Genomic DNA, 20,539 nt, shown 5'->3' with positions numbered 1-20,539 from the left:
GGCCGGGGGTGCGGTGAGCGGTGTCACCGTTGATGTCACCGCACCCCCGGCGTGTCTCATTTCACCGTCCGGTATGTGGAAACCGGTGTTCATCCACCGGTCGACGCCTTACCGTTGGCCTCGCAGCTGGTTCGCCCCGTCCGCCAGGCGGGATGCGTCGTAAGAGGGAACCCGGTGAGAATCCGGGACTGCCCCGCAGCGGTGAGCGGGAACGACCGCCGTCATACGCACTGGGACCCGAACCGGTCCTGGGAAGCGACGGCCAGTAGATGCCGGCCCCAGTGGCCTGCGCGCCCGCGAGTCCGAAGACCTGCCCGTTGCCCGAGCGCGATCGACCGCGCCCGGTTTCCCGGTGACCTCGTGGGCGGGTCGGCGTGCTCAGGGCGGATCCTCCCGTCCCGTACCAGGCGTACCACCAGCCGTACGGGACCACGGCGGGCCGCCCGTTCCGGCACCCTTCGCACCCTCGGCCCGTCACCGGGTCCATGGAGACACACTCGCGAAGGAGAGTTCCGTGACCACCGAGTCCGCAGCCGCGGCAGTACGGGCCACCGTGTACGGCTACCCCCGCCAGGGCCAGCGCCGTGAACTGAAGAAGGCCATCGAGGGCTACTGGAAGGGCCGCGTCACCGCGGACACCCTCCGGGAGACCGCCCGCGACCTGCGCCGGGCCAACCGGGCCCAGCTGGCCGGGGCCGGCATCACCGAGGTGCCCACCGGCGACTTCTCGTACTACGACCACGTCCTGGACACCACGGTCATGGTCGGCGCGATCCCCGCCCGCCACCGCGCCGCCGTCGAAGCGGACGCACTCGACGGGTACTTCGCGATGGCGCGCGGCACCCAGGACGTGGCCCCGCTGGAGATGACCAAGTGGTTCGACACCAACTACCACTACCTCGTCCCCGAGTTGGGCCCCGATACCGTCTTCACCGCCGACGCCGCCAAGCAGGTCGCCGAACTCACCGAAGCCCTCTCCGAGGGGCACACCGCCCGGCCCGTACTGGTCGGACCGGTCACCTACCTGCTCCTGGCCAAGCCCGCCCCCGGCGTGGCCGCCGACTTCGAGCCGCTGACCCTGCTGGACCGGCTGCTCCCCGTCTACGCACAGGTGCTCGCCGAGCTGCGCGCGGCGGGCGCCGAGTGGGTCCAGCTGGACGAACCGGCCCTGGTCCAGGACCGCACCCCGGCCGAACTGAACGCCGCCGCCCGCACCTACCGCGACCTCGGCGGCCTCACCGACCGCCCGAAGCTGCTGGTCGCCTCGTACTTCGACCGGCTCGGTGACGCCCTTCCGGTCCTGGCGAAGGCTCCGGTGGAGGGTCTCGCCCTCGACTTCACCGACGCCGCGGCCGCCAACCTCGCCGACCTCGCCGCCGTCGGCGGCCTGCCCGGCAAGCGCCTGATCGCGGGTGTCGTCAACGGCCGCAACATCTGGATCAACGACCTCCAGAAGTCGCTGACCACCCTCGGCACCCTCCTCGGGCTCGCCGACCGGGTCGACGTCTCCGCCTCAAGCTCGCTGCTCCACGTCCCGCTGGACGCCGACGCCGAACGGGACATCGATCCGCAGATCCGGCGCTGGCTCGCCTTCGCCCGCCAGAAGACCGTCGAAATCACCACGCTGGCCCGCGGGCTCGCCCAGGGAACCGACGCGATCACCGCCGAACTCGCCGCCAACCGCGCCGACCTGGCCTCCCGCGCCCACTCCCCGATCACCCACGACCCCGCCGTCCGGGCCCGTACCACCGCGATCACGGACGCCGACGGGCGCCGCGCACAGCCGTACGCCGACCGCGCCGTGGCCCAACGTGCCCACCTGGGCCTGCCGTTGCTCCCGACGACGACCATCGGTTCCTTCCCGCAGACCAACGAACTGCGGGTGGCCCGCGCCGACCTGCGGGCCGGACGCATCGACACCGCCGGCTACGAGGAGCGCATCAAGGACGAGATCCGCGAGGTGCTGTCCTTCCAGGAGAAGACCGGCATCGACGTCCTCGTGCACGGCGAGCCCGAACGCAACGACATGGTCCAGTACTTCGCCGAACAGCTCACGGGCTACCTCGCCACCCAGCACGGCTGGGTCCAGTCGTACGGCACCCGCTATGTGCGCCCGCCGGTCCTGGCCGGGGACATCTCCCGCCCCGAGCCGATGACCGTGCGCTGGACGACGTACGCCCAGTCGCAGACCGCCAAGCCGGTCAAGGGCATGCTCACCGGCCCCGTCACCATGCTCGCCTGGTCCTTCGTCCGCGACGACCAGCCCCTCGGGGTGACCGCCCGGCAGGTCGGACTGGCCCTGCGCGACGAGGTCAACGACCTTGAGGCGGCCGGTACTTCGGTCATCCAGGTCGACGAGCCCGCCCTGCGCGAGACCCTCCCGCTGCGCGCCGACGGGCACGCCGACTACCTCGCCTGGGCCACCGAGTCCTTCCGCCTCACGACCTCGGGCGTCCGGCCGGAGACCCAGATCCACACGCACATGTGCTACGCCGAATTCGGTGACATCGTCCAGGCCATCGACGACCTCGACGCCGACGTCATCAGCCTGGAAGCCGCCCGTTCCCACATGCAGGTGGCGCGCGAACTCGCCGGGCACGGCTACCCGCGCGAAGCCGGGCCGGGCGTCTGGGACATCCACTCGCCGCGCATCCCCTCCACCCAGGAGGCGGCGGCCCTGCTCCGCAAGGGGCTGGAGGCCATCCCGGCCGAGCGGCTCTGGGTCAACCCCGACTGCGGGCTGAAGACGCGCGGCTGGCCCGAGACCCGGGCCTCCCTGGAGAACCTCGTCGCCGCGGCCCGCGAGGTCCGCGCGGAGACCGGCACCGCGACCGTCTGACCCAACGGTCTGGTCCGACCGCCTGATCCGCCCTCGGGCCGGACCGTCCGGGTGCCCCGGATGGTCCGGCCCGAGGTGGTGACCGCTGGAAGGGCGTAACTCAGGCTCGCAGGCCGTCCAGTTCTGCGCAGATCGCCTCGCGCAGAGGGTTGTGGAGGACCGAGTATCCCGGCAGGAACTGCACGTCCCCGGCCACCGCGAAACCCGCGTCCAAACGCCGCAGCACGGCAGGGTTCTCGCCCCGGAGAGCACTCCCGATCCGGTCCATCCGCCAGTCATCAGTCATATCGGGAAACCTACACGGCGACCCGGCGACCCTCCTCGCGGCGCCGCAGCAGATCGGCGGTCGCCGTGTCGGCCGGCAGGAACGCCTCCAGGTGCAGCTCGGCCAGGGTGACGTCCACGGCGGTCGCGAACGAGGTCAGGGTGGTGAGCAGTCGCAGCTCGCCCTCCGCCGTGCGCAGCCGCAGCGGTACCGCGAAGCCGAGGTGTTCGGCGGAGGCGGAGGCGGGGGCGGTCGGCGGGAGATATGAGGCCAACTCCTCGTGCAACGCGTCGAGTTCGGGGTCAGGGTGGGCCGTGGCGCGGGCGCGCAGGCTCTCGGTGATGTGCCGCCCCCATGCGGCCATGAGCGCGGACGGTGCGGTGACGCTGGCGACGACCGAGGGCGGTCGCGCCACCGTGTTCATACGGACCGCCAAAGGCGGCGTGAGGCAGGAACAACTCGCCCTCGCCGCCAATGTCCTGTCGCCCGTGGTCAGCCAGGACGGGAAGCGGATCGCCTACCTGCGCGAGGCGGACGGGGTGGTGGTCTGGCACGACGTGACGCCTTCGGGCAAGCAGTTGCTGGGGCCTCCGCACCCCCTTCGCGGTGGTGAGATCACGCACTTCACGTTCAGTGCGCTGGAGGGCTCTTCCAAGATCATGGGCTTCTCGCCGGACGCACGCCGGTTGGTGGGCGTGTCATCGAAGGGGGCCGGAGCGCCGACGCAGGAGGCGGTACGCGTGTGGGACCTGGACACGGGCGGGCTCCGGATACTGCCGCAGCAGGTCACGGGGGTTCAGGAGGTGTGGTTCGGGCCGGACGGGAACACCCTGGTGGCCGCGCGCATTGTGGGGGAGGCGAAGCTGGAGTCCTCGGTGGCGTCGGTCGACATCCGCACCGGGACGCTGCGTGAACTGGCGAAGGGCACCGCGTGGTCGGGCACCGCGGTCTCCGGGGACGGAAGTGTGGTGATCGCCTGCCAGGACAAGTTGACGAACCCGGAGACGAAAGAGGCCCGTTACCAGGCTGTACGTGTAGCGGACGGGCAGGTGCTCAGCACCTTCAGTCGGGGGGCCGACAGCTCGTGCACGGATGCCACGGTCGACAGGGCGGGTGAGCATTTCGCGGTGGAGGCCCGGGGGAGCGACTGGACCCTTGTCGACACGCGACAAGGCGCGAAAGCGCAGCCCTTCCTAGGCCCCGACCTCGACTATTCGGCCGTCATCGCCGGTCTGCCCCTCCTCGGTACGTCGAGCGAGCCGACCCTCGTCACCCGGGGCAAGAACGCGGTGACCGGGTGGGGGCTGGCAGAGGACGACGGCGTCGCCGCATACAGCCCTCCCGCCCTGCTCGGAGACGGAAGCACGATGGTGGTCCGCATGGGCGAGAAGGGCGACACCCTGCGCGTCGTGGAGACGGAAGGTGAGGAACGAGTCCTCGCCTCGGTGCACAACGACGCCGGGACACCCCCGGACGCGAAGCAGCAAATCCAGGTCAACAAGGCCCAGACCCTGGTGGCGGACGTCTCGGACCGGAACCGGATCACGGTCCACGAGCTGCCCTCGCTGCGTCGAGTGGCAGAGTTCACCACGGCGCAGCCGCCCGTCGACAAGAACGGGAAGTCGGCCCTGCTGCAGTTCATCTTCCATGACGACGACCAGCTTGTGACCGTCTCCGGCACGCACGTCGAGCACTGGGACGCTCGCGCGGGACGCCGCCTGTCCGAGCCTCTCGACCTGCGTGACCTGCGGCTCACCACGAAGGACAAACCGGACTACTTCGTGGGCCGCCACCCCGAGCCGGGGTATGTCAGCGTCACCGTGGGTGGCGAGCCGGAGGTGCACGCCATCGATCTGAAAACAGGCAAGGAGAACAAGGGACTTCGGATTCGTCTCGGCGACGATCTGAACGTGGCCGTGTTCCTGACCGATCCGCGCTATGTGGCGGTGATGACCAAGGGCGGCATGGTGGAGCTGTGGTCGGTACGCGGTCCCGGGCAGGCACCGAAGAGAGTGGCGGGCCCGCTCGGGCCGCTGAAGGAGGACCGGTGGGCGGCGGGACTCACCAGGGGCGCGGGATTCTTCCTGGCCAACAAGAGTTCCGTACGCTTCCTCAAAGCCGACGATCCCGGATACCGGGAGACGTACGAATTCGCGTCGGACCAGGGCTTCCTGGCAACGGCCAACGGCGGCAAGGCGCTCCTGCGCGCGCCTGTGTCAGGAGGGCGCCTCTCCTTGCTCCGCCTCGACCCATCCCTGTGGAAGCGCCACCTGTGTGCGGTCCTCGGCCGTGACCTGACGGACGACGAGCGGGACGGGCTTCCCAACGGCCTGCCGGCCGAGATCTGCCCGCCCCGTTGACGGAACGCCCGGCGGGCAGGCGTCGGGATCGCGACGCTCTTCCGCCGGTTCCCGGACAAGGCCGCCCTCCTCCGGGGTCTGACTGGCGCCATCGAAGCCGCCCTGACGTTGGCCGCCGCCGAGCACCACTTGCTGACGGCGGCCCGGCGGACCTCGTGCCCGACGACCTCAAGCGCATCATGAGCATGCTCGTCAGCGTCCTGTGGACCATGGACCCGGCCGAGGACGGCTGGCGGCGGTACGTGACCCTGCTCATGGACGGCCTGAACCCCACCGCCGCCAGCCCCTTGTCCCACCCGGCGCCCCCGCTCCTGCGCAGGCCTCAGACCTGAGGGATCGTCAGGCTCGGTCAGCGGACCCGGCCGTAGAGGTTCGGGTTGTAGGCGTCGAAGGTGGAGATCCGGACCTGCTTGCCGGGGCGGGGGGCCTCCAGGTACCGGGAGTCGCCCAGGTAGACGGCCACGTGGTGGATGCCGGAGGCGGAGCCGTCGGAGCTCCAGAACACCAGGTCGCCGCGGCGCAGTTCGGACCGGGAGATGGGGGTGGTGGCCCGGTACTGGTCGTCGGCGACCCGGGGGAGGTTGATCCCGGCACTGCGGTACGCAGCCTGGACCAGGCCGGAACAGTCCCATCCGTGGGGGCCGTTGCCGCCCCAGACGTACGGGTCGCCGAGGTGCGAGTTGGCGAAGGCGATGGCGGACTCGGTGCCCTGGCGTACGGGGGTGCCGGAGCCCGAGGAGCCTCCGGAGGGGGTCGACGAGCCGCCCGAGCCGCCCGAACCACCCGTGTTGCGTTCGTACTTGTCGCGGTGGCTCGTCCAGCGCCACCAGCCCGTCCGGTCCTGGTACCAGTAGACGCGGTCCGTGGAGTCCCAGCCGGCCCGGCCCCGGAAGGTCGGCTCCCCGGTCCGTGCGGTGGACGGCGCCGGGCTGTCCGTACGGCCGCTGTGGGCGACGTACTTGTCGTAGTGCGAGGTCCAGCGCCACCAGCCCGAGCCGTCCTTGTACCAGTACTTCGACCCGTCCCAGCCCGCCCCGGCGGGCGCAGGTTCGGCCGCGGCGCTCCCGGCGCCCGCGCCGATCAGCAGGGTGGCCCCGACGGCCGCGACCACGGCCCCGCGCACGGGGCGGCAGCTGCGGTACCAGGACTCGGCCCCGGAGCCGGGGCCCGTGGTGGCGCAGCCCGCGCAAGTGCAGTCCGTGGGTATGTCGTCGGTGAATCGGGGTGCGGGCATGCGGGATCCTTCTCCTCGGATTGTGGGTTGTGGGTTGTGGCGGTGGTGGTGTGCGCTGGTCCGGCGGTGCCGAAGCGTCAGCGGGCGTCGGCGGCCGTACCGCGTGCCGTGTAGAAGGCCACGGTCAAGTCCTTGACCAGGGCCTTGCGTTCGTAGTCGTCCAGGCTCACGAGTCCGCGGTCGGACATGCGGTGGACGGTTTCGTCGACCGCGTCGATGACGGAGGTGAGGACGGAGTCGCGGTGCCGTGCGTCGATGGCCGCGACGCGGCGGCGCTGCATCGCGGCGGCGACCTCCGGGGCGTAGTCGATGTGCACGGGGTGGGCGGAGAAGACCTGGATGCCGACGGCCCGCGCCTCGGCGGCCAGCACCCGGGTCAGTTCGGATCCGAGGGCCTCGGTGTCGCGCAGGGTTCCCCCGGGCTCGGCGCCGTCCCCCGGTGCGAAGGAGTCGGCCGGTAGCCGCGAGAGCACCCGGGCCGTGCCGGATTCCACCTGTTCGCGCAGGTAGGAGGCGTGGTCATCGACGCAGAGCAGGGCGCGGGCGGTGTCCTTGACCCGCCACACGACGAGGACGACCACGCGGAGCGAGGTGCCCTCGGAGTCGACCACCGGGAGCGGATCGCTGCGCCAGTGCCGCAGGCGTACGTCGATCCGCGCGCGGGACGGCAGCGGGCTGTGCCAGAGGAGACCGGTCCGCCGGACCGTGCCCCGGTAGCGGCCGAAGAGGGTCAGCACCCGGGCGTGCCCGACACGGCCGCGCCGCAGCCCCGTGAGGGCGAGCAGCGCGGCGACCGCACAGCCGGCCAGGGCGCCGACGGGCCACGCGTCGGCCGGTGTGGTGGAGAGGCGCAGGGGTTCGTGGCGGACCACGAAGACGGCTCCGGCGCCGCAGAGGAGCAGGACGAGCACCGCCCACCAGCCGGAACAGGCACGCGCGGGCCGTTCGGCGAGGTCGGGATCCGGTATGCGTACGGGAAGGACCGGGTGGGGGACGGGCGGCCGCGCCCCGGCGGCGCCGCCCGGTGCGGCGGCGGTGGCGGGGCCGGGGGCCGGGTCCCGCCACGCGGGGAGGGAAGCGGTGTCGGCGTCCTCGCGGAAGAGCGGGTCCAGGACGAGGGGGCTGCGGTAAGGCCGTATGACGAATTCCGGCGGCGCGGGGGCGGACGGTGGAGGGACGGGCACCCGAGGTATCTCTTCGCCTGGTACCCCCGGTCCCCCCGATGACGCTTGCGACACAACCACACCCCACACATCCGAAGAACAAGGCCGGTGATATAGCGGATGGTTCCGGCATATCGGCCATTTGTTCGTGATCATGACATGCGTGCGAGAGTGGCACAATTTTCACCACATCCACCGCGTGGCGAACTTGTATCTAAGGATGCATGTAAGCGTGTAGGATGTGTGCGAGTGAGAGAGATGACATGTCCGGATGTGTCCGGTCGCAGCCTGCGCGGGTGGACTCGAAGGACTCGAAGGACTCGAAACGCGACCGCGGGCGACCTGGCCGCCGTCGCCGGATGCCTCGTGGCCGTACTCCCGGACCTCGCCGCCCGGTGGCGGCCCGGAGCGCACCTCGGCGTCGCGGCGACCCTGACCCTGTACGTCCTCGGGGCGGTGAGCCTGCTGCTGCGGCGGCGCCTGCGGTGGGCCACCGTGGGCGCCGCGGCCGTCGTGCTCGTCCTCGCCGGTGAGGTGGCCCCGATGCTGTTCGCGATCTACGCCGTCGCCCGCTTCCGCGGTGAACGTGCCGCCTGTGCCGCCTTCTCGGTGTACGGAGCCCTCCTGATCGCTTTGTGGGCGTGCCCTGACCTGCTGCCGGCAGCCGCGATGGCGGCGACGCAGATCCGGTGGGCGAGCCACCACCTCCTGCTGGGGCTGCTGCCCCTCGCGCTCGGGCTCGCGGTGGGGCGCGGGCATCACGTGGCGGTGCACGCCCGGGAGCGGTCCGACCGCGATGTGCGGGAGGCCGTACGGAGTGAACGCAGCGGCATCGCCCAGGACGCGCACGACTTCCTCGGCCACTCGCTCACCCTCCTGGCACTGCGGGCCCGGCTCATGGCCACCCGGCACGGCGACGCCGAGGCCAAGGAGGGCTACGAGGTGCTCGCCGGGCTCGCCCGCGAGGCGCACGAGCAGCTCGGCGACCTGGTGCTGTCCCGGAGGGACGGCGCCTCGGCCCCGGGGGTGGCCGCCCTGGCGGCCCTCGCCGCCAACTGCCGTGCTGCGGGCACCCCCGTGGACCTGGAGGTCTGCGACCGGGCCCATGCTCTGGGCCCGCTCAAACAGGCGGCGCTCTACCGCGTGGTGCAGGAGGGCCTGACCAACGCGGCCCGGCACGCACCCGGCCGCGCGGCCACGGTACGGATCTCCGAAGCCGCCGACGGCCGGGACCTGGTGATCGAGATCAGCAACCCGCTGCCCGGGATCCCGGGCATGACGGCGGCGCCCCCGGGCGGCTCCGGAGGCCTGGGCGGGACCGGGATGCGCGCACGGATGCGCAGCGTCGGCGGCACGCTCGACGCGGGCCCCGACGGGACGGGCCGCTACCGCGTCCGGGCCGTGCTCAGGGCCGCCACCGGGAGCGGCGGATGAGCGGCGACGCAAGACGAGGCCGACGAGGACGATGGAAACGACGAGGAGGACACGGATGGTGATCAGAGTCGTACTCGCCGACGACGAGGAGATCGTCCGGGCCGGGCTGTGCGGGGTCCTGGACGCCGCAGCGGACCTGGCGGTCGTGGACGCGGTCGGCTCCGGGGCCCAGGCCCTGACCTCGGTACGTGACCACGTACCGGACGTCCTCGTCCTGGACCTCGACATGCCGGGCATGGACGGGATCTCGGTGATCCGGCGCCTTCGGGAGCTGCCGCCCGGCCCCGGGATCCTCGTGCTCACGACCGTCAGCGACGAGGCCGCGCTGATACGGGCCTGGCGGGCCGGGGCCGACGGGTTCCTCCTGAAGTCCGCGTCCCCGGCCGACCTCGTCCACGCGGTGTCCTCCGTCGCCGCGGGCAGGCCCGCCCTGGCACCGTCCCTGATCCGCACCCTCATGGACCGCTTCGCGGCCGAGGAGACGCCGTGGCCGACAGGCTTCGAACGGCGCATGGGCACGCTGTCGGAGCGCGAACGGAGCACGGCCGCCGGGGTGGCCCAGGGACTGTCGAACCGGGAGATCGCCGCGCGGCTCGGCGTGGCGGAGGGCACCGTCAAGGCGTACGTGTCCAGGTGCCTGCGGAAGCTGAGGGTCCACAACCGCACCCAGCTGGCCGTGGAAGCGGGCCCCGGCTTCGCGGTCCCGCCCACGGCCACCGGACCGGACGGGGTCACGGCGCGGACGGCGATCGGCCAGGATCAGGGCGATGGTCTGACGAGCGGTCATGAATGTCTGCCTTCCGAAGGGTGACGGCCCGCACCGTTGCGGGCGGCGCGGGCCGTCGGACCGGTGGCCGCAGCGCGCTACCCCGGGCCACGCTGACCTGCCCCATCGTCGTGGCCGGGTGCCACGGCCACCGGTGATCGCAGGCTATGTGCCGGTGGTGCAACCGAAGTTGCTTCCATGTACACGAACGATGTGGCTTCAGCCGCGCGCGGTTGCGGCCAACTCCCGCAACGCCACCCGGGCGTGCGCCAGCTGGGTGAGCGTCGTGCGGCACTGCTGGGCGCAGGTCGGGTGGGTGGCGGCGGTCGCCCGGACCTTCCGGCCGATCCGCCGGGCCTGGCGGAGCAGGGTGAGCTGCTCGGCGTTCAGGCAGCGCAGGGCTGGTTCGCGTACGGCGGACCCGGGGCCGGGCTCGTACAGCCCGAGCAGTGCGTCGCTCATCTGCAGGGCCGGCGGCTCGAAGCGGGACGGGAGCGCGCCCTGCATGGGCACCGTCGCGGCCAGGACGTCCAGTACGCGCCGCTCACCCGGGTGGGCCGGGAGGGTGGCCATGTGCCCCGCCGCGCGGCGCAGGTGCAGCCGGATCTCGCGGCTGAGCGTGGCCACTTCACGGACGGCGCAGGTCGTGGCGGACGGATGTGTGGCGGCTGCGGTGAGGGTGGACAGCACCGGTGACAGGGTGCGGGCCGCCAGCCGCTCCATCTCGGCAGCGGTCCTGATGAGGGTGCCGAAACGGGTGATGGACAGGGGAGGGGCGGTCGGCAGCGCGGCGTTGGCCCGGCAGAGCAGTACCGGCCAGGACACCAGCCTGGTGGTGTCGAGGCGGGTGGTGACGGCCTCCCAGAGGGCCGTCAGCGCCGGCGTACGCTCGGGCAGCCGGTCCTGACCGCACTGCGCGGCGAGCAGGGCGAGGGTCCGGGCCAGGCCCTGTGTCATCTCGGTGGTCCAGCGGTACCTGTTGCGCAGGTCCGGCAGTTCGCGGTGCATGCGGGGCTCCGCCTCGACGACGGCCCGCACCGCGTCCTCGGCCGTCGGCGCCGCACCGGCGATCTGCACCAGGTCGTGGAGCGGCCGCCACCGGTGGGGCAGCAGCACGGTCGTCGGGGGCAGGAAGGCTTCCCGGTAGGACGCTTCGTGGACGGCGGTGTCGGGCGTTGCGGCTGTGGTCACGGTGAACTCCTGGGAGCGGGCGGTGAGTCGGGGGAGGGGGAGGAGGAGAGGGGCGAGGGCTGCCGGTCGGGCACCCGGAACCCCACCCCATCACCGGCCGGGTAAACGAAAGTGGAGCCGACGGCAGCTGAAGTGGAGCCGAAGGCGCGCCCGAGGGCACAGGCAGCCTCCGAGGGCCGTCAGTACTCCCGGCTGCGCGCCGTGTGGCGGGCCGAGAGCAGGGCGCCCTGGGTGCGGTTGGCGGCCTTGAGCTTCGCCAGGACCCGGGAGACGTACGACTTCATCGTGCCCTCGCTCATCATCAGCCGCTGGGCCATCTCCGCGTTGCTGAGTCCTTCCCCCAGCAGCAGGAACACCTCCCGCTCCCGCACGGACAGCGACGCGATGCGGCTGCGGCTGGTGGGGTCGACGATGCTGCCGCGCAGCGCGAGGGCGCCCTTCACGACGCGGCTCAGCACGGGCGCCGACATGGCCATCCGCCCCTCGGCCACGGTCCGTACGGCCCGGATCAGTTCCTCCGGCGAGTCCGCCTTGAGGACGAATCCGCTGGCGCCCGTCTCCAGGGCCTCGTACAGCTGGTCGTCACCGGCGAAGGAGGTGAGGACGAGGGCCGGGGGCGCGCCGGGAGTGCGCTGGATCTCCTTGAGCAAGGTCATCCCGTTCATGCCCGGCATGTGCAGATCGAGGGCGAGCACGTCGACGTGGTGCTGCCGCACGGCCTGCAGGGCCCCGACGCCGTCCTCGGCCTCGGCGATCACCTTGATGTCGGGATCGGACTCCAGGATGCTGCGGAGACCGACCCGTACCAGGGCCTCGTCGTCGACGAGCGCAACGGTCAGCATGGTGATCTCCTCAGGGTGCTTGCGTGACGTCCACGCGCCGGTCGTTCCGCGGCAGGCGTGTCGTCCTTTCGACCGGTCCAGTCTTTCGCGCGTCCTGCAACGAAAGTGGGCGCGGAGCAGCGCCGCTTGTAAACGAAAGTCCCCTGACGGGCGCCGTGGGCCGCGGCCGCGCAACTCCCGGCCCGGTACCTCCTCCCTCCGGTTGACACGCTCCGGCACTTTCGGCCCAGACCACACAAGGAGCATTACCGGACATTGCCGGAGCGAAAGGACCGCCGCATGAGGAACAAAGACCGTCGTCCGTCACCATCCCGGGGTACCGCCCGTCGGCGGAGCGGGAGCAAGGGCGGGGGGCGGACTCGGCGGCTCGTCGACTATCCGCGGAGCAGACGCACCGGCGCGACCCGCTGGATCCCGTCGGTCCGGCAGGTGGTCACGACCTTCGGTCTCACCGTCCTCGGCGCGGTCGGGGCGGGCGCCGCGTTCTACGTACTGACCCCCGTGCCCGACGCGCACGCCGAGGTGCAGGCACAGAAGAACACCTTCTTCTACAGCGACGGCGTCACCCCCATCGCCTCCACGGGGTCGACCAACCGGGAGAACGTCCGGCTCGCACGCGTTCCGAAGCCGGTCCAGGAAGCCGTCCTGGCCGCCGAGGACCGCAACTTCTACAAGGAGCCGGGATTCTCCGCCTCGGGGACCGCGCGGGCGCTCTGGGCCGACGTCCGGGGCGGTGGTCCCGCCCAGGGGGGATCCACGATCACCCAGCAGTTCGTCAAGAACTACTACCTGACCCAGGAGCGGACCGCGCTGCGCAAGGCGAAGGAACTGGTGCTCTCCGTCAAGACCGAGCAGCGGTACGGCAAGGACGAGATCCTGGAGGCCTACCTCAACACGAGCTACTTCGGCCGGGGCGCGGACGGGATCCAGGCGGCGGCCCGCGCCTACTACGGGGTGGACGCCGAACACCTCACCACCGAACAGGGCGCCTACCTCGCGGCCCTGCTGAACGCACCGAGCGTGTACGACGTCAGCCAGGCCGGACCGCAGACCCGCGCCCGGGTCATCGCCCGCTGGAACTACGTCCTCGACGGCATGGTCAGCTCCCACTGGCTGTCCGCCACCGACCGGGCCGGGATGACCTTCCCGGAGCCCCTGGCACCCCAGGTGGCGCCGGGGCTGAAGGGGCAGGCGGGCTATCTCGTCGACGCCGTGAAGCAGTACCTGATCCGCGACCGGAAGGTGCTGACCGAGCAGCAGTGGGCGGCCGGCGGCTACCAGGTGACCACCACCTTCGAGAAGGACAAGCAGGACGCGCTCGTGGCGGCCGTCGACAGCGAGCTGCGCGCCGGGCTGGACGTCGGCAGCCGGGCGGTCGACGAGCAGGTGCGCGTGGCGGCCGCGTCGGTGGTGCCCGGCGACGGCGCGGTCGTCGCGATGTACGGAGGCCCCGACTACCTCACCCAGTACTACGACGACGCCACCCGCCGCGACATCCCGATCGGCTCCACCTACAAGGCCTTCGTCCTGGCCGCGGCCCTGCGCGCCGGGACCTCGCCCGAGGCCACCTACAACGGGAACAGCCACGTCACCATCCGCAACCCCGACGGCACACCGGTGCTGAACTCGGGCGCGCCCTGGGTCCTGAGCAACGAGGACGACGGCCAGTACGGGCGCATCAGCCTGCGCCGGGCCATGGACGTCTCGTCCAACACGGTCTACGCGCAACTCGCCGCCGACATCGGCGGCGAGAAGGTCCGCCAGGCGGCGCTCGACGCAGGCCTCCCGGACCTGCCCAGCCTGACGGGCGATCCGGTCACCTCGCTCGGCACGGTCACCCCGAGCGCGATCGACCTGGCCGGCGCGTACGCCACCTTCGCGGCCCGAGGCGTGCACGCCCCCGCCCACACCGTGAGCCGGCTCGCGCACGGCGACGACCAGGTGGACCTGCCGACGGAGGACACGGAGCGGGCGTTCAGCAAGACGGTGGCCGACGAGGTGAACCAGACGCTCAAGGGAGTCATCTGGGACGAGGACGGTACGGGCCGGGGCGCGCGGGCCCTGAACCGCCCCGGAGGATCCGCGGGCAAGACCGGGACCACGGACGACGGCACCTCCGCCTGGTTCGCGGGCTACACGCCCACGCTGGCCACGACGGTGGGGCTCTTCCGGGAGGACCCGCGCACGCACGCCCACATGTCCCTCGCCGGACTCGGCGGCGGTGACCGGGTCAACGGCTCGGGCTACCCCCTGGGCATCTGGACCGCGTACATGAACAGCGCTCTGGAGGGGCAGCGGAACCAGCCCTTCACCGTGCCCCCGGGCTGGGGCCAGGGCGACCCGGGCCAGGTGACACCGACCCCTTCGCCCACCCGCTCCTCGCCCCGCCCGCGGCCTCCGGTTCCCACGCCGACGCCGACGCCCACCCCGACGCCGACTCCTACGCCCACCCCGACTCCGACGCCGCCCCCCACTCCGACGCCGACTCCCACGCCGACCCCGACCCCCACACCCGACCCCGGCCCGACGTCCGGCTGATTCAGGCGCTGCCCAGCATGTCGGCGATCGCGCCGTCCATGTCGATCTCCGCCGACTCCGTGCCCTGCGGCACGAGTTGGTCGGTGGCGTTGAGGAACGCCACGATCTCGTGGGTCGCGAACTCGACCAAGGCCCTCCCGAAGGGGGACGTGAGGGCCAGGAGGATGCTGGGCGACATGCCGTGGCGCCCCAATGGCAGGACGCGGATGTCCGCGCCCGGTATCCCGCTCGGCCACATCAGCCCTTCGTGCAGGACCTCCCGTCCGACCCACCACTCGATGTGCTCTCCGGCACACGAGAAGCCGATGGACACGGCGAAGGGGTCGTCGGCCCGGTAGGTGAAGACGCTGTGCACGTCGATGTCGCCGCCGGTGAGCTGCCGCAAGCGCCCCGTGAGTATTCTCCGTACCTCTCGCTCGTACGACATTTCGTGAACTCCTTTTTGCAGTGGGCAATGCGCCTTGGTGTCCGGCGTGGGAACCACATTAAGGATCGGGCAGGCGACGAAAGTCGAAGATCGATACACCATGGTGGCGGAATCCCGGGAAATGTCGAAGAGGCGCACGTCGAAAGAATCGACGTGCGCCTCTTCGGTATTTCTCAGGAGGTCGGGCGCGGCGGCTACGCCGTGGCATCGCCCGCCTGAATGCGAGTGGCCCGGCGGAAGGCCCGGAGGCCCAGGGCGAGGACGAGCACCCCGGCGGCGATCGCGACGGAGCCGAACCCGCCGAGGGAGCGGATCCAGGTCACGGCGCCCCCGGCGTACGGGACGTGGGTGACGGCCTTGCCGAAGGTGCCGGAGTCGAGCCGGATCCGCCACGGGTCCGCGACGGGGTTCGCGTCTCCCTTGGTCGTGATCACCGTCGTACCGTCCGTCCGGGTCCGGGTCAGCACACGGTGGATGACGGGCGCGCCACCGGGCTCGCCGTACGGGGCCGGCGGCTTGAAGGCGATGACCTCGCCGACCCGGATGTCCTTGGGGTGGAGGGGGGCGAGCACGACGAGGGATCCGGTGGGCATGCCCGGCGCCATGGAGCCCGTCAGGACGGGGACGTACCGCAGGTCGAAGCAGAAGCGGCCGACGCCCAGGGCCGTGACCGCGGTGAGGAGGGCGGCGAGGAGCAGCCCGCGGAGCACGCGGTAGGTGGTCCTCGCCGGACCCTTCGGGGTCTGCGCGTCCATGGTGGTCTCCTGTGGTTCTGCTGGTGGGGGAAGGGGGTGTGGGGGGAAAGCACGAGGGCCGCCCCCGTCCGGGGAGGACGGGGGCGGCTGGTGTGGCGGGGTGCCGGATCAGGCGGTGGTGCCGACGAACCCGTAGTCGTACGCCGCCTTCTGGGACTGGTACGTGGCGTCGGCGTCCGACGGCAGGGTGGTGACGATCTTCAGGTAGACCTTGGTGTTCGGAGCGATCTTGCCGAGGTCGGTGTTCACACCGGTCTGGTCGACCGTCGCGGTGTCGTAGATCACGGTCTCGTCGCCAGGCACGTGGGCCTGGTCGTCGAACGCGGTGGTGCTCTCGATGACCTTGAGGGTCAGCGCGCCCTCCAGGCCGTTGCTCTTGGTGTCGGCCTTGAGGGTGCCGGCCACGGTGAGGTCGGTCGTACCCGTGTTGGACACGTCGAGGTAGCCGGCCTTCGAGGCGCCCGGAAGGGCGTTGTCCAGGTTGGCCGTCCACTGGTCGGTCATCGTGGGGTTCTCGACGGCGTCGAGGGTGACCGTGGCGGCGGTGACGGTACCGCTGTTGGGAGCGTCCTTGGTGGTGTCCCAGGCCGAGTAGCCGCCGCCCGCGATCAGGCCGAGGCCGATGAGGGTGGCCGCACCGGCCACGGCGGCGCGCTTGGAGCTGAAGCGGGTCTTGAGCTTGATGCCGTTCACGATAATCCTGTTTCTTAAGTATTCGTAAATATCTGGCATCCGGTCGGAATTCCGAATCGGATGCGGTCCGTGTGGACTGAGAATGAATCTAGAAGGCGTTGTCCGTATCGGCCGCATAAAATCAACCAAGGTCAACGGAACTGTTGAGAAGGTCAGCTGCCGACTTCATCGGTGAAGCCCGCGTCGTACATCAGGAGCGCGGCCTGGGTCCGGTTCTCGGCGTGGATGAGGGTCAGAATGCGCGAGAGGTAGGTCTTCACCGTTCCCTCCGTCATGCCCAGCTTCCGGCCGATGCGCGCGTTGGAGTCCCCGCGGGCGACGAGCGCGAGGATCTCCCGCTGCCGGTCGCTGAGTACGTCCAGCCGGGCGCGGGCCGTCCGGGCCCGGCGCGGGCTCTGCAGCCGGGCCGCGCCGAGGAGGCCCTTGACGAGGTCGGGCATCGTCGCGCAGCCCCCGGCGGCGGTCAGCCGTACCGCACTGATGATGCAGTCGGGGCCCGCGGTCTTGAGGACGAAGCCGCTCGCACCCGCGTCGAGCGCCTGCAGCAGGTTCTGGTCGGAGCCGAGGTTGGTGAGGATCAGGACCCGTGGGGGGGCGCGGCAGCGCGGTGAGCTTGGCGGCGACGGCCAGTCCGTTGGCCTCGGGCATGTGGATGTCGAGCACGACGACGTCCACGGGGTCGCGCAGGCATCTTCGTACCGCCTCGTCTCCGCTCGCCGCGTCGCCCACGACATCGAGGTCGCCGGCCCCGGCGAGCAGGGTGCGCAGACCGCTGCGGATGAGCGGTTCGTCGTCGACGATCAACACCCGGATCACGGGGCCTCCGGGCCGCGGGGGACGGTGTGCGCGGACAGAGCCGGGCAGGGGTCCGGCAGGGGCAGTACGGCGCGGACCCGGAACGCGCCCCCGGGCCGCGGGCCGGCCGTGAGCAGGCCGCCCAGCAGGCCCATCCGCTCTTCCAGGCCCGCCAGTCCGAACCCGCCCGCCAGGGCGGCGGTCGCGCGCCCCGGCGCGGTGGGGCCGTTGGTCACGGTCAGCTCGACGGTGTCCTCGTCCAGGACGAAGGAGATGCCGACGCGGGACCCCGGGGCGTGCTTGACGATGTTGGTCACCGCCTCCCGCAGCATGCGGCTCAGCGCGCGCCGCGTCACCGCGGGCAGTGCGTCGAAGCCGTCCCAGCTCTCGGGACCGGTCACCTCGGAGCCCGTCTCGCGGACGCGGGCCGCGAGCGCCGTCATGTCCCGTGCGGACGTGGTGTCTTCGGTGGGTTCGCGCCGCAGGATCTCCACCACGCGGTGGAGGGTCCGCGCCGCCGTCGTGTTCGAGTCGACGACGACCCGCGCCATCCGGTTCACCTCGGGGGAGACCGACGTCTTGAGTGCAAGGGCTCCCGCGTAGATGCCGGTGAGGGCGAGGTGGTGGCCGAGCAGGTCGTGCATCTCACCGGCGATGCTCGTGCGTTCGCTGATCCTGGCCTGCTCGGTCCGCAGGTCGTGTTCGCGTGCGAGCCGCCGGTTCAGGGAGCGCATCTGCGCGGAGCGGCGCAAGTAGGCGCCGAGGGCGTAGGCGGCGATGACGGCCGCGGCGGACCGGTACGCCGATTCGAGGAACCCGCACGGCAGCAGGAGCGGGTCGACGGACACGGCCGGGCACTCGACGGCGGCCCGGCGGTAGCCGCCCAGCAACCCGGCCTGTACGGAGAGCAGGACGCCGACCACGATGGCGGCGCCCCGGCCGCCGGGCCGCCTTCCCGTACGGTCACGGTCCACGACGCCCAGGGCGAAGGCGGCCGCGGTCAGCGGGACGTAGAAGTCGGTGGCCGCGAACACGAGCGCGGCCAGGGCGCAGTACGCGAACGCCGACCGGCGGCAGAGCAGCAGGAATCCCAGGGCGGCCGTGAGACAGAGTGCGCTGCGGGCCGTGTTGCCGTGGAGGAAGCCTTCGTCGCCGGTGATGCCGACGTGGAGCGCGTACACGGCCATCAGAGCGGTCCAGGCGGCGTCGCCCCAGCGGCCGGGGACGAAGCGGACGGTCCGTGGCGCGCGGAGTCCCGCACGTCCGCTCGCCCACGGCCGTCTTTCCGTGGTTGCTGCCATGGCCCGGTGCAGAAGAGACATACGCCATCCAGTCGATGGGGGGTTGGGGGACTGGCCGACGCTAACCGCCGCCCCGCGCGCCTTCGCCCGGCACGGTGATGTCCTTCGTCAACGGCGCGCGGGACGTTCGTCGACCCGATCGTCGACCAAGGTTGAAGGCCGCTGGCCGCGCAGGAGCGGGTCCACGGCATGGAATGGGGACCTGTGTGTCCGTGCCCCGCCGACGAGCGGGGCTTCTTCCCTCCCGCTGGAGTTCGTGCTGTGACCCTGGGCTTGTGCCGGAACATCGAGGTGGACGTCGTACGACGGGGAGGGCGTGAGGCGCCCGTGCCCATCGTGGGGTCGTTCCATTACGAGCGGGCCCGGCCCTTCGAGGTGGAGATCCGCATCTTCAACGGCGTCCGCCTCGCGTGGGTGGTCTCGCGGGCCCTGCTGATCCGGGGCTGCGTGGAGGCGGTGGCTGACGAGGGCATCCGGATCTGGCCGGGCGGCGCGGAGCCGGGCGGCGGGGACCGTGTCTACGTCGAACTGGAATCGGCGGTCGCCTGCCTGTTCGCGGTCCCGGCGGGCGAGCTGTCGAAGTGGCTCGACGAGACGCGGAGCCTGGTCCCGTACGGCATGGAGAACCATTTCTTCGACATCGACCGCTCCGTGGACCCCGGCCGGCCGGGTGCCCGTCCCGGGGCCGAATTCGCCCAGCGGTTCAAGGCCACCCGGCGCGGCGCGCGGATCGCCCGGCTGCTCGCGCTGCACCAACTGGAGCAGTGGGGGATCCCGCACGGGGGTGCCTGCTCGGAGGCGGCGGAGGTGGTGATCGCCGAACTGCTCGCGGGCCGGGTGCCGAACGGGAATGGGAACGGGAATGGGAACGGGCTCGCGGGAGCCTTCGAACTGCGGATGGCGCTCGGCGATCTCCTGCGGATCGAAGTGGGCGATGCGGAGGACGACGGGCGGGACGCCGACCCTTTCGGCGCCGACGCGGTACCCGCCCTGGGCCGTGCCGGGGGCGGGTACGGACTGATGCTCATCGACTCGGTCTCCGTCGCCTGGGGCGTGCACCAGCGGGGCGTGGCACCGGGCAAGTCGATGTGGGCGGACCTGCTGGTCTCGGCCCCGGCCTGACGTCGGGGACGGGGACGGGGACGGGGCCTACCGCCCGGAGGGCTCGGGCGGCAGCCGCAGGTCGTGGTCCCCGAGTCCGAGGCGGCGCAGAATCGCGTTGGTGTGCAGGCCGATCAGGCGGCGTGCGCGGACGGCGTGACCGAGGCGCAACGCCTCGGCGATCGCGGCGTGTTCCTCGATGTCCTCGTCCGCGTTCTCGGTGGTGGCGATCGAGGCCGCGGCGAGGCGGAGCTGGCGGGTCCACAGGCGGTCGTACATCCCCGTGAGGATGGTGTTGCCGGAGGCGGCGACCAGCCGGGTGTGGAAGCCCCACCCCGCGTCGAGGGCGAGCGCGCTCGGCGGGAGGGGTTCCGCCCGGGTGTCTCCGAGCGCGGTGGCCAGGGCCTCGCCGAGGTCGCGTACGGCCTGTTCGCCGCGGGCGGCCGTGGAGTCGAGGGCGTGCAGTTCCAGCAGGAGGCGCGCCTCCATCGTCTCGCGCCCCTCGGCCAGGGTGACGGGCACGACCAGGGCGCCGCGCTTGGGGTACAGCCGTAGGAATCCCTCGGACTGGAGCTGCAGGAACGCCTCGCGCACCGGGGTGCGGGAGATGGCGAGGTCGTCCGCGACCGTGCCCTCCGACAGCAGCGTCCCGCCCGGGTAGCTGCCGTCCAGCAAGCGGTTCCTGACGTGCGTGTACGCCCGCTCCGCGGCGGGCTTTCCCTGACTCATGGATCCATTCTCCCTGCTCTCCGATGGATGGGCACATTCTTGCATCTAAGCTTGTATCTATGTTGTACTGAAGGCCCCCATTCCGGTTCGAATGGGGCGAAGTGTG

Annotated in this window: 17 protein-coding genes, 4 pseudogenes and 1 riboswitch; of the genes and pseudogenes, 8 read left to right on the top strand and 13 right to left on the bottom strand. The window is 71.6% G+C overall.

Annotated features, from left to right (window positions below):
* Positions 1 to 110 precede the first annotated feature (110 nt).
* Positions 111 to 332: riboswitch (cobalamin riboswitch) on the top strand.
* Positions 333 to 514: 182 nt separating this feature from the next.
* The gene (metE, locus tag OHS33_RS01265) at positions 515 to 2,839 is read left to right on the top strand and encodes a 5-methyltetrahydropteroyltriglutamate--homocysteine S-methyltransferase (protein WP_330328496.1); all 2,325 of its coding nucleotides are present in this window, start codon (positions 515 to 517) and stop codon (positions 2,837 to 2,839) included.
* Between the two features lie 154 nt (positions 2,840 to 2,993).
* On the opposite strand, the pseudogene OHS33_RS01260 reads toward metE, so the two are convergent.
* Positions 2,994 to 3,125 (bottom strand): annotated as a pseudogene (locus OHS33_RS01260) (diadenosine tetraphosphate hydrolase); the annotation flags it as partial.
* Positions 3,126 to 3,135: 10 nt separating this feature from the next.
* Positions 3,136 to 3,468, bottom strand: coding sequence for an MmyB family transcriptional regulator (locus OHS33_RS01255; protein WP_443065176.1), 333 nt, complete (start codon positions 3,466 to 3,468; stop codon positions 3,136 to 3,138).
* Between OHS33_RS01255 and OHS33_RS01250 the strand changes: the two genes are divergently transcribed.
* The 3 genes and pseudogenes from OHS33_RS01250 to OHS33_RS01245 all read left to right on the top strand — a co-directional run bounded on the left by OHS33_RS01250 (position 3,467) and on the right by OHS33_RS01245 (position 5,796).
* Entirely contained in the window at positions 3,467 to 5,464 is a 1,998-nt protein-coding gene (locus OHS33_RS01250) for a WD40 repeat domain-containing protein (RefSeq protein ID WP_330328495.1), read from the top strand. The two genes, OHS33_RS01255 and OHS33_RS01250, sit on opposite strands and share 2 nt — an antisense overlap.
* A gap of 12 nt (positions 5,465 to 5,476) precedes the next feature.
* Positions 5,477 to 5,647 (top strand): annotated as a pseudogene (locus OHS33_RS39765) (hypothetical protein); the annotation flags it as partial.
* Positions 5,620 to 5,796 carry a hypothetical protein gene (locus OHS33_RS01245; RefSeq protein ID WP_330328494.1) on the top strand — a complete coding sequence of 59 codons (177 nt, stop codon included), beginning with the start codon at positions 5,620 to 5,622 and terminating at the stop codon, positions 5,794 to 5,796. The pseudogene OHS33_RS39765 and the gene OHS33_RS01245, both read left to right, overlap by 28 nt.
* 17 nt (positions 5,797 to 5,813) lie before the next feature.
* Here OHS33_RS01245 and OHS33_RS01240 read toward each other — a convergent pair whose 3' ends face one another.
* Positions 5,814 to 6,698 (bottom strand): C40 family peptidase, encoded by an 885-nt coding sequence (locus OHS33_RS01240; protein ID WP_330328493.1) that lies wholly within the window; start codon positions 6,696 to 6,698, stop codon positions 5,814 to 5,816.
* Between the two features lie 77 nt (positions 6,699 to 6,775).
* Positions 6,776 to 7,702, bottom strand: a pseudogene (locus OHS33_RS01235) (SPFH domain-containing protein); the annotation flags it as partial.
* A 525-nt stretch (positions 7,703 to 8,227) separates the two neighbouring features.
* Here OHS33_RS01235 and OHS33_RS01230 point away from each other — a divergent pair.
* Together OHS33_RS01230 and OHS33_RS01225 are read left to right on the top strand one after the other, a co-directional pair.
* On the top strand, positions 8,228 to 9,295 hold the full coding sequence (locus tag OHS33_RS01230; protein ID WP_330328492.1) for a sensor histidine kinase: 1,068 nt from the start codon (positions 8,228 to 8,230) through the stop codon (positions 9,293 to 9,295).
* A gap of 55 nt (positions 9,296 to 9,350) precedes the next feature.
* Positions 9,351 to 10,106: a response regulator transcription factor gene (locus OHS33_RS01225; RefSeq protein WP_330328491.1), complete on the top strand. Its 756-nt coding sequence runs from the start codon at positions 9,351 to 9,353 to the stop codon at positions 10,104 to 10,106.
* Positions 10,107 to 10,280: 174 nt separating this feature from the next.
* On the opposite strand, the gene OHS33_RS01220 is transcribed toward OHS33_RS01225, so the two are convergent.
* Together OHS33_RS01220 and OHS33_RS01215 are read right to left on the bottom strand one after the other, a co-directional pair.
* Positions 10,281 to 11,252, bottom strand: coding sequence for a hypothetical protein (locus tag OHS33_RS01220; RefSeq protein ID WP_330328490.1), 972 nt, complete (start codon positions 11,250 to 11,252; stop codon positions 10,281 to 10,283).
* Between the two features lie 179 nt (positions 11,253 to 11,431).
* Positions 11,432 to 12,094, bottom strand: a complete 663-nt coding sequence (locus OHS33_RS01215; RefSeq protein WP_330328489.1) for a response regulator transcription factor — start codon at positions 12,092 to 12,094, stop codon at positions 11,432 to 11,434.
* A 429-nt stretch (positions 12,095 to 12,523) separates the two neighbouring features.
* Here OHS33_RS01215 and OHS33_RS01210 point away from each other — a divergent pair, with 429 nt between their 5' ends.
* The gene (locus OHS33_RS01210) at positions 12,524 to 14,632 is read left to right on the top strand and encodes a transglycosylase domain-containing protein (protein WP_330328488.1); all 2,109 of its coding nucleotides are present in this window, start codon (positions 12,524 to 12,526) and stop codon (positions 14,630 to 14,632) included.
* 1 nt (position 14,633) lies between these two features.
* Here OHS33_RS01210 and OHS33_RS01205 read toward each other — a convergent pair whose 3' ends face one another.
* From OHS33_RS01205 to OHS33_RS01185, 6 genes and pseudogenes are all read right to left on the bottom strand, one after another.
* Positions 14,634 to 15,017 (bottom strand): SsgA family sporulation/cell division regulator, encoded by a 384-nt coding sequence (locus tag OHS33_RS01205; protein WP_330328487.1) that lies wholly within the window; start codon positions 15,015 to 15,017, stop codon positions 14,634 to 14,636.
* A 236-nt stretch (positions 15,018 to 15,253) separates the two neighbouring features.
* Positions 15,254 to 15,814, bottom strand: a complete 561-nt coding sequence (locus tag OHS33_RS01200) for a signal peptidase I (protein ID WP_330328486.1) — start codon at positions 15,812 to 15,814, stop codon at positions 15,254 to 15,256.
* 108 nt (positions 15,815 to 15,922) lie between these two features.
* Complete coding sequence (locus OHS33_RS01195; RefSeq protein ID WP_330328485.1) at positions 15,923 to 16,507, bottom strand: hypothetical protein; 585 nt, start codon at positions 16,505 to 16,507, stop codon at positions 15,923 to 15,925.
* 152 nt (positions 16,508 to 16,659) lie between these two features.
* Entirely contained in the window at positions 16,660 to 16,947 is a 288-nt protein-coding gene (locus tag OHS33_RS39760; protein ID WP_443065399.1) for a response regulator transcription factor, read from the bottom strand.
* Positions 16,948 to 17,164: 217 nt separating this feature from the next.
* A pseudogene (locus OHS33_RS39755) lies at positions 17,165 to 17,314 on the bottom strand (response regulator); the annotation flags it as partial.
* 5 nt (positions 17,315 to 17,319) lie between these two features.
* On the bottom strand, positions 17,320 to 18,603 hold the full coding sequence (locus tag OHS33_RS01185) for a sensor histidine kinase (RefSeq protein ID WP_330328483.1): 1,284 nt from the start codon (positions 18,601 to 18,603) through the stop codon (positions 17,320 to 17,322).
* Positions 18,604 to 18,930: 327 nt separating this feature from the next.
* On the opposite strand from OHS33_RS01185, the gene OHS33_RS01180 reads away from it, so the two are divergent.
* Positions 18,931 to 19,725 carry an SsgA family sporulation/cell division regulator gene (locus OHS33_RS01180; RefSeq protein WP_330328482.1) on the top strand — a complete coding sequence of 265 codons (795 nt, stop codon included), beginning with the start codon at positions 18,931 to 18,933 and terminating at the stop codon, positions 19,723 to 19,725.
* 27 nt (positions 19,726 to 19,752) lie between these two features.
* On the opposite strand, the gene OHS33_RS01175 is transcribed toward OHS33_RS01180, so the two are convergent.
* Entirely contained in the window at positions 19,753 to 20,433 is a 681-nt protein-coding gene (locus OHS33_RS01175) for a GntR family transcriptional regulator (protein ID WP_330328481.1), read from the bottom strand.
* Between the last annotated feature and the right edge of the window lie 106 nt (positions 20,434 to 20,539).

This window comes from Streptomyces sp. NBC_00536 (assembly GCF_036346295.1).
Lineage (GTDB): Bacteria > Actinomycetota > Actinomycetes > Streptomycetales > Streptomycetaceae > Streptomyces.
This window is presented reverse-complemented; position numbering and strand designations above follow the sequence as displayed.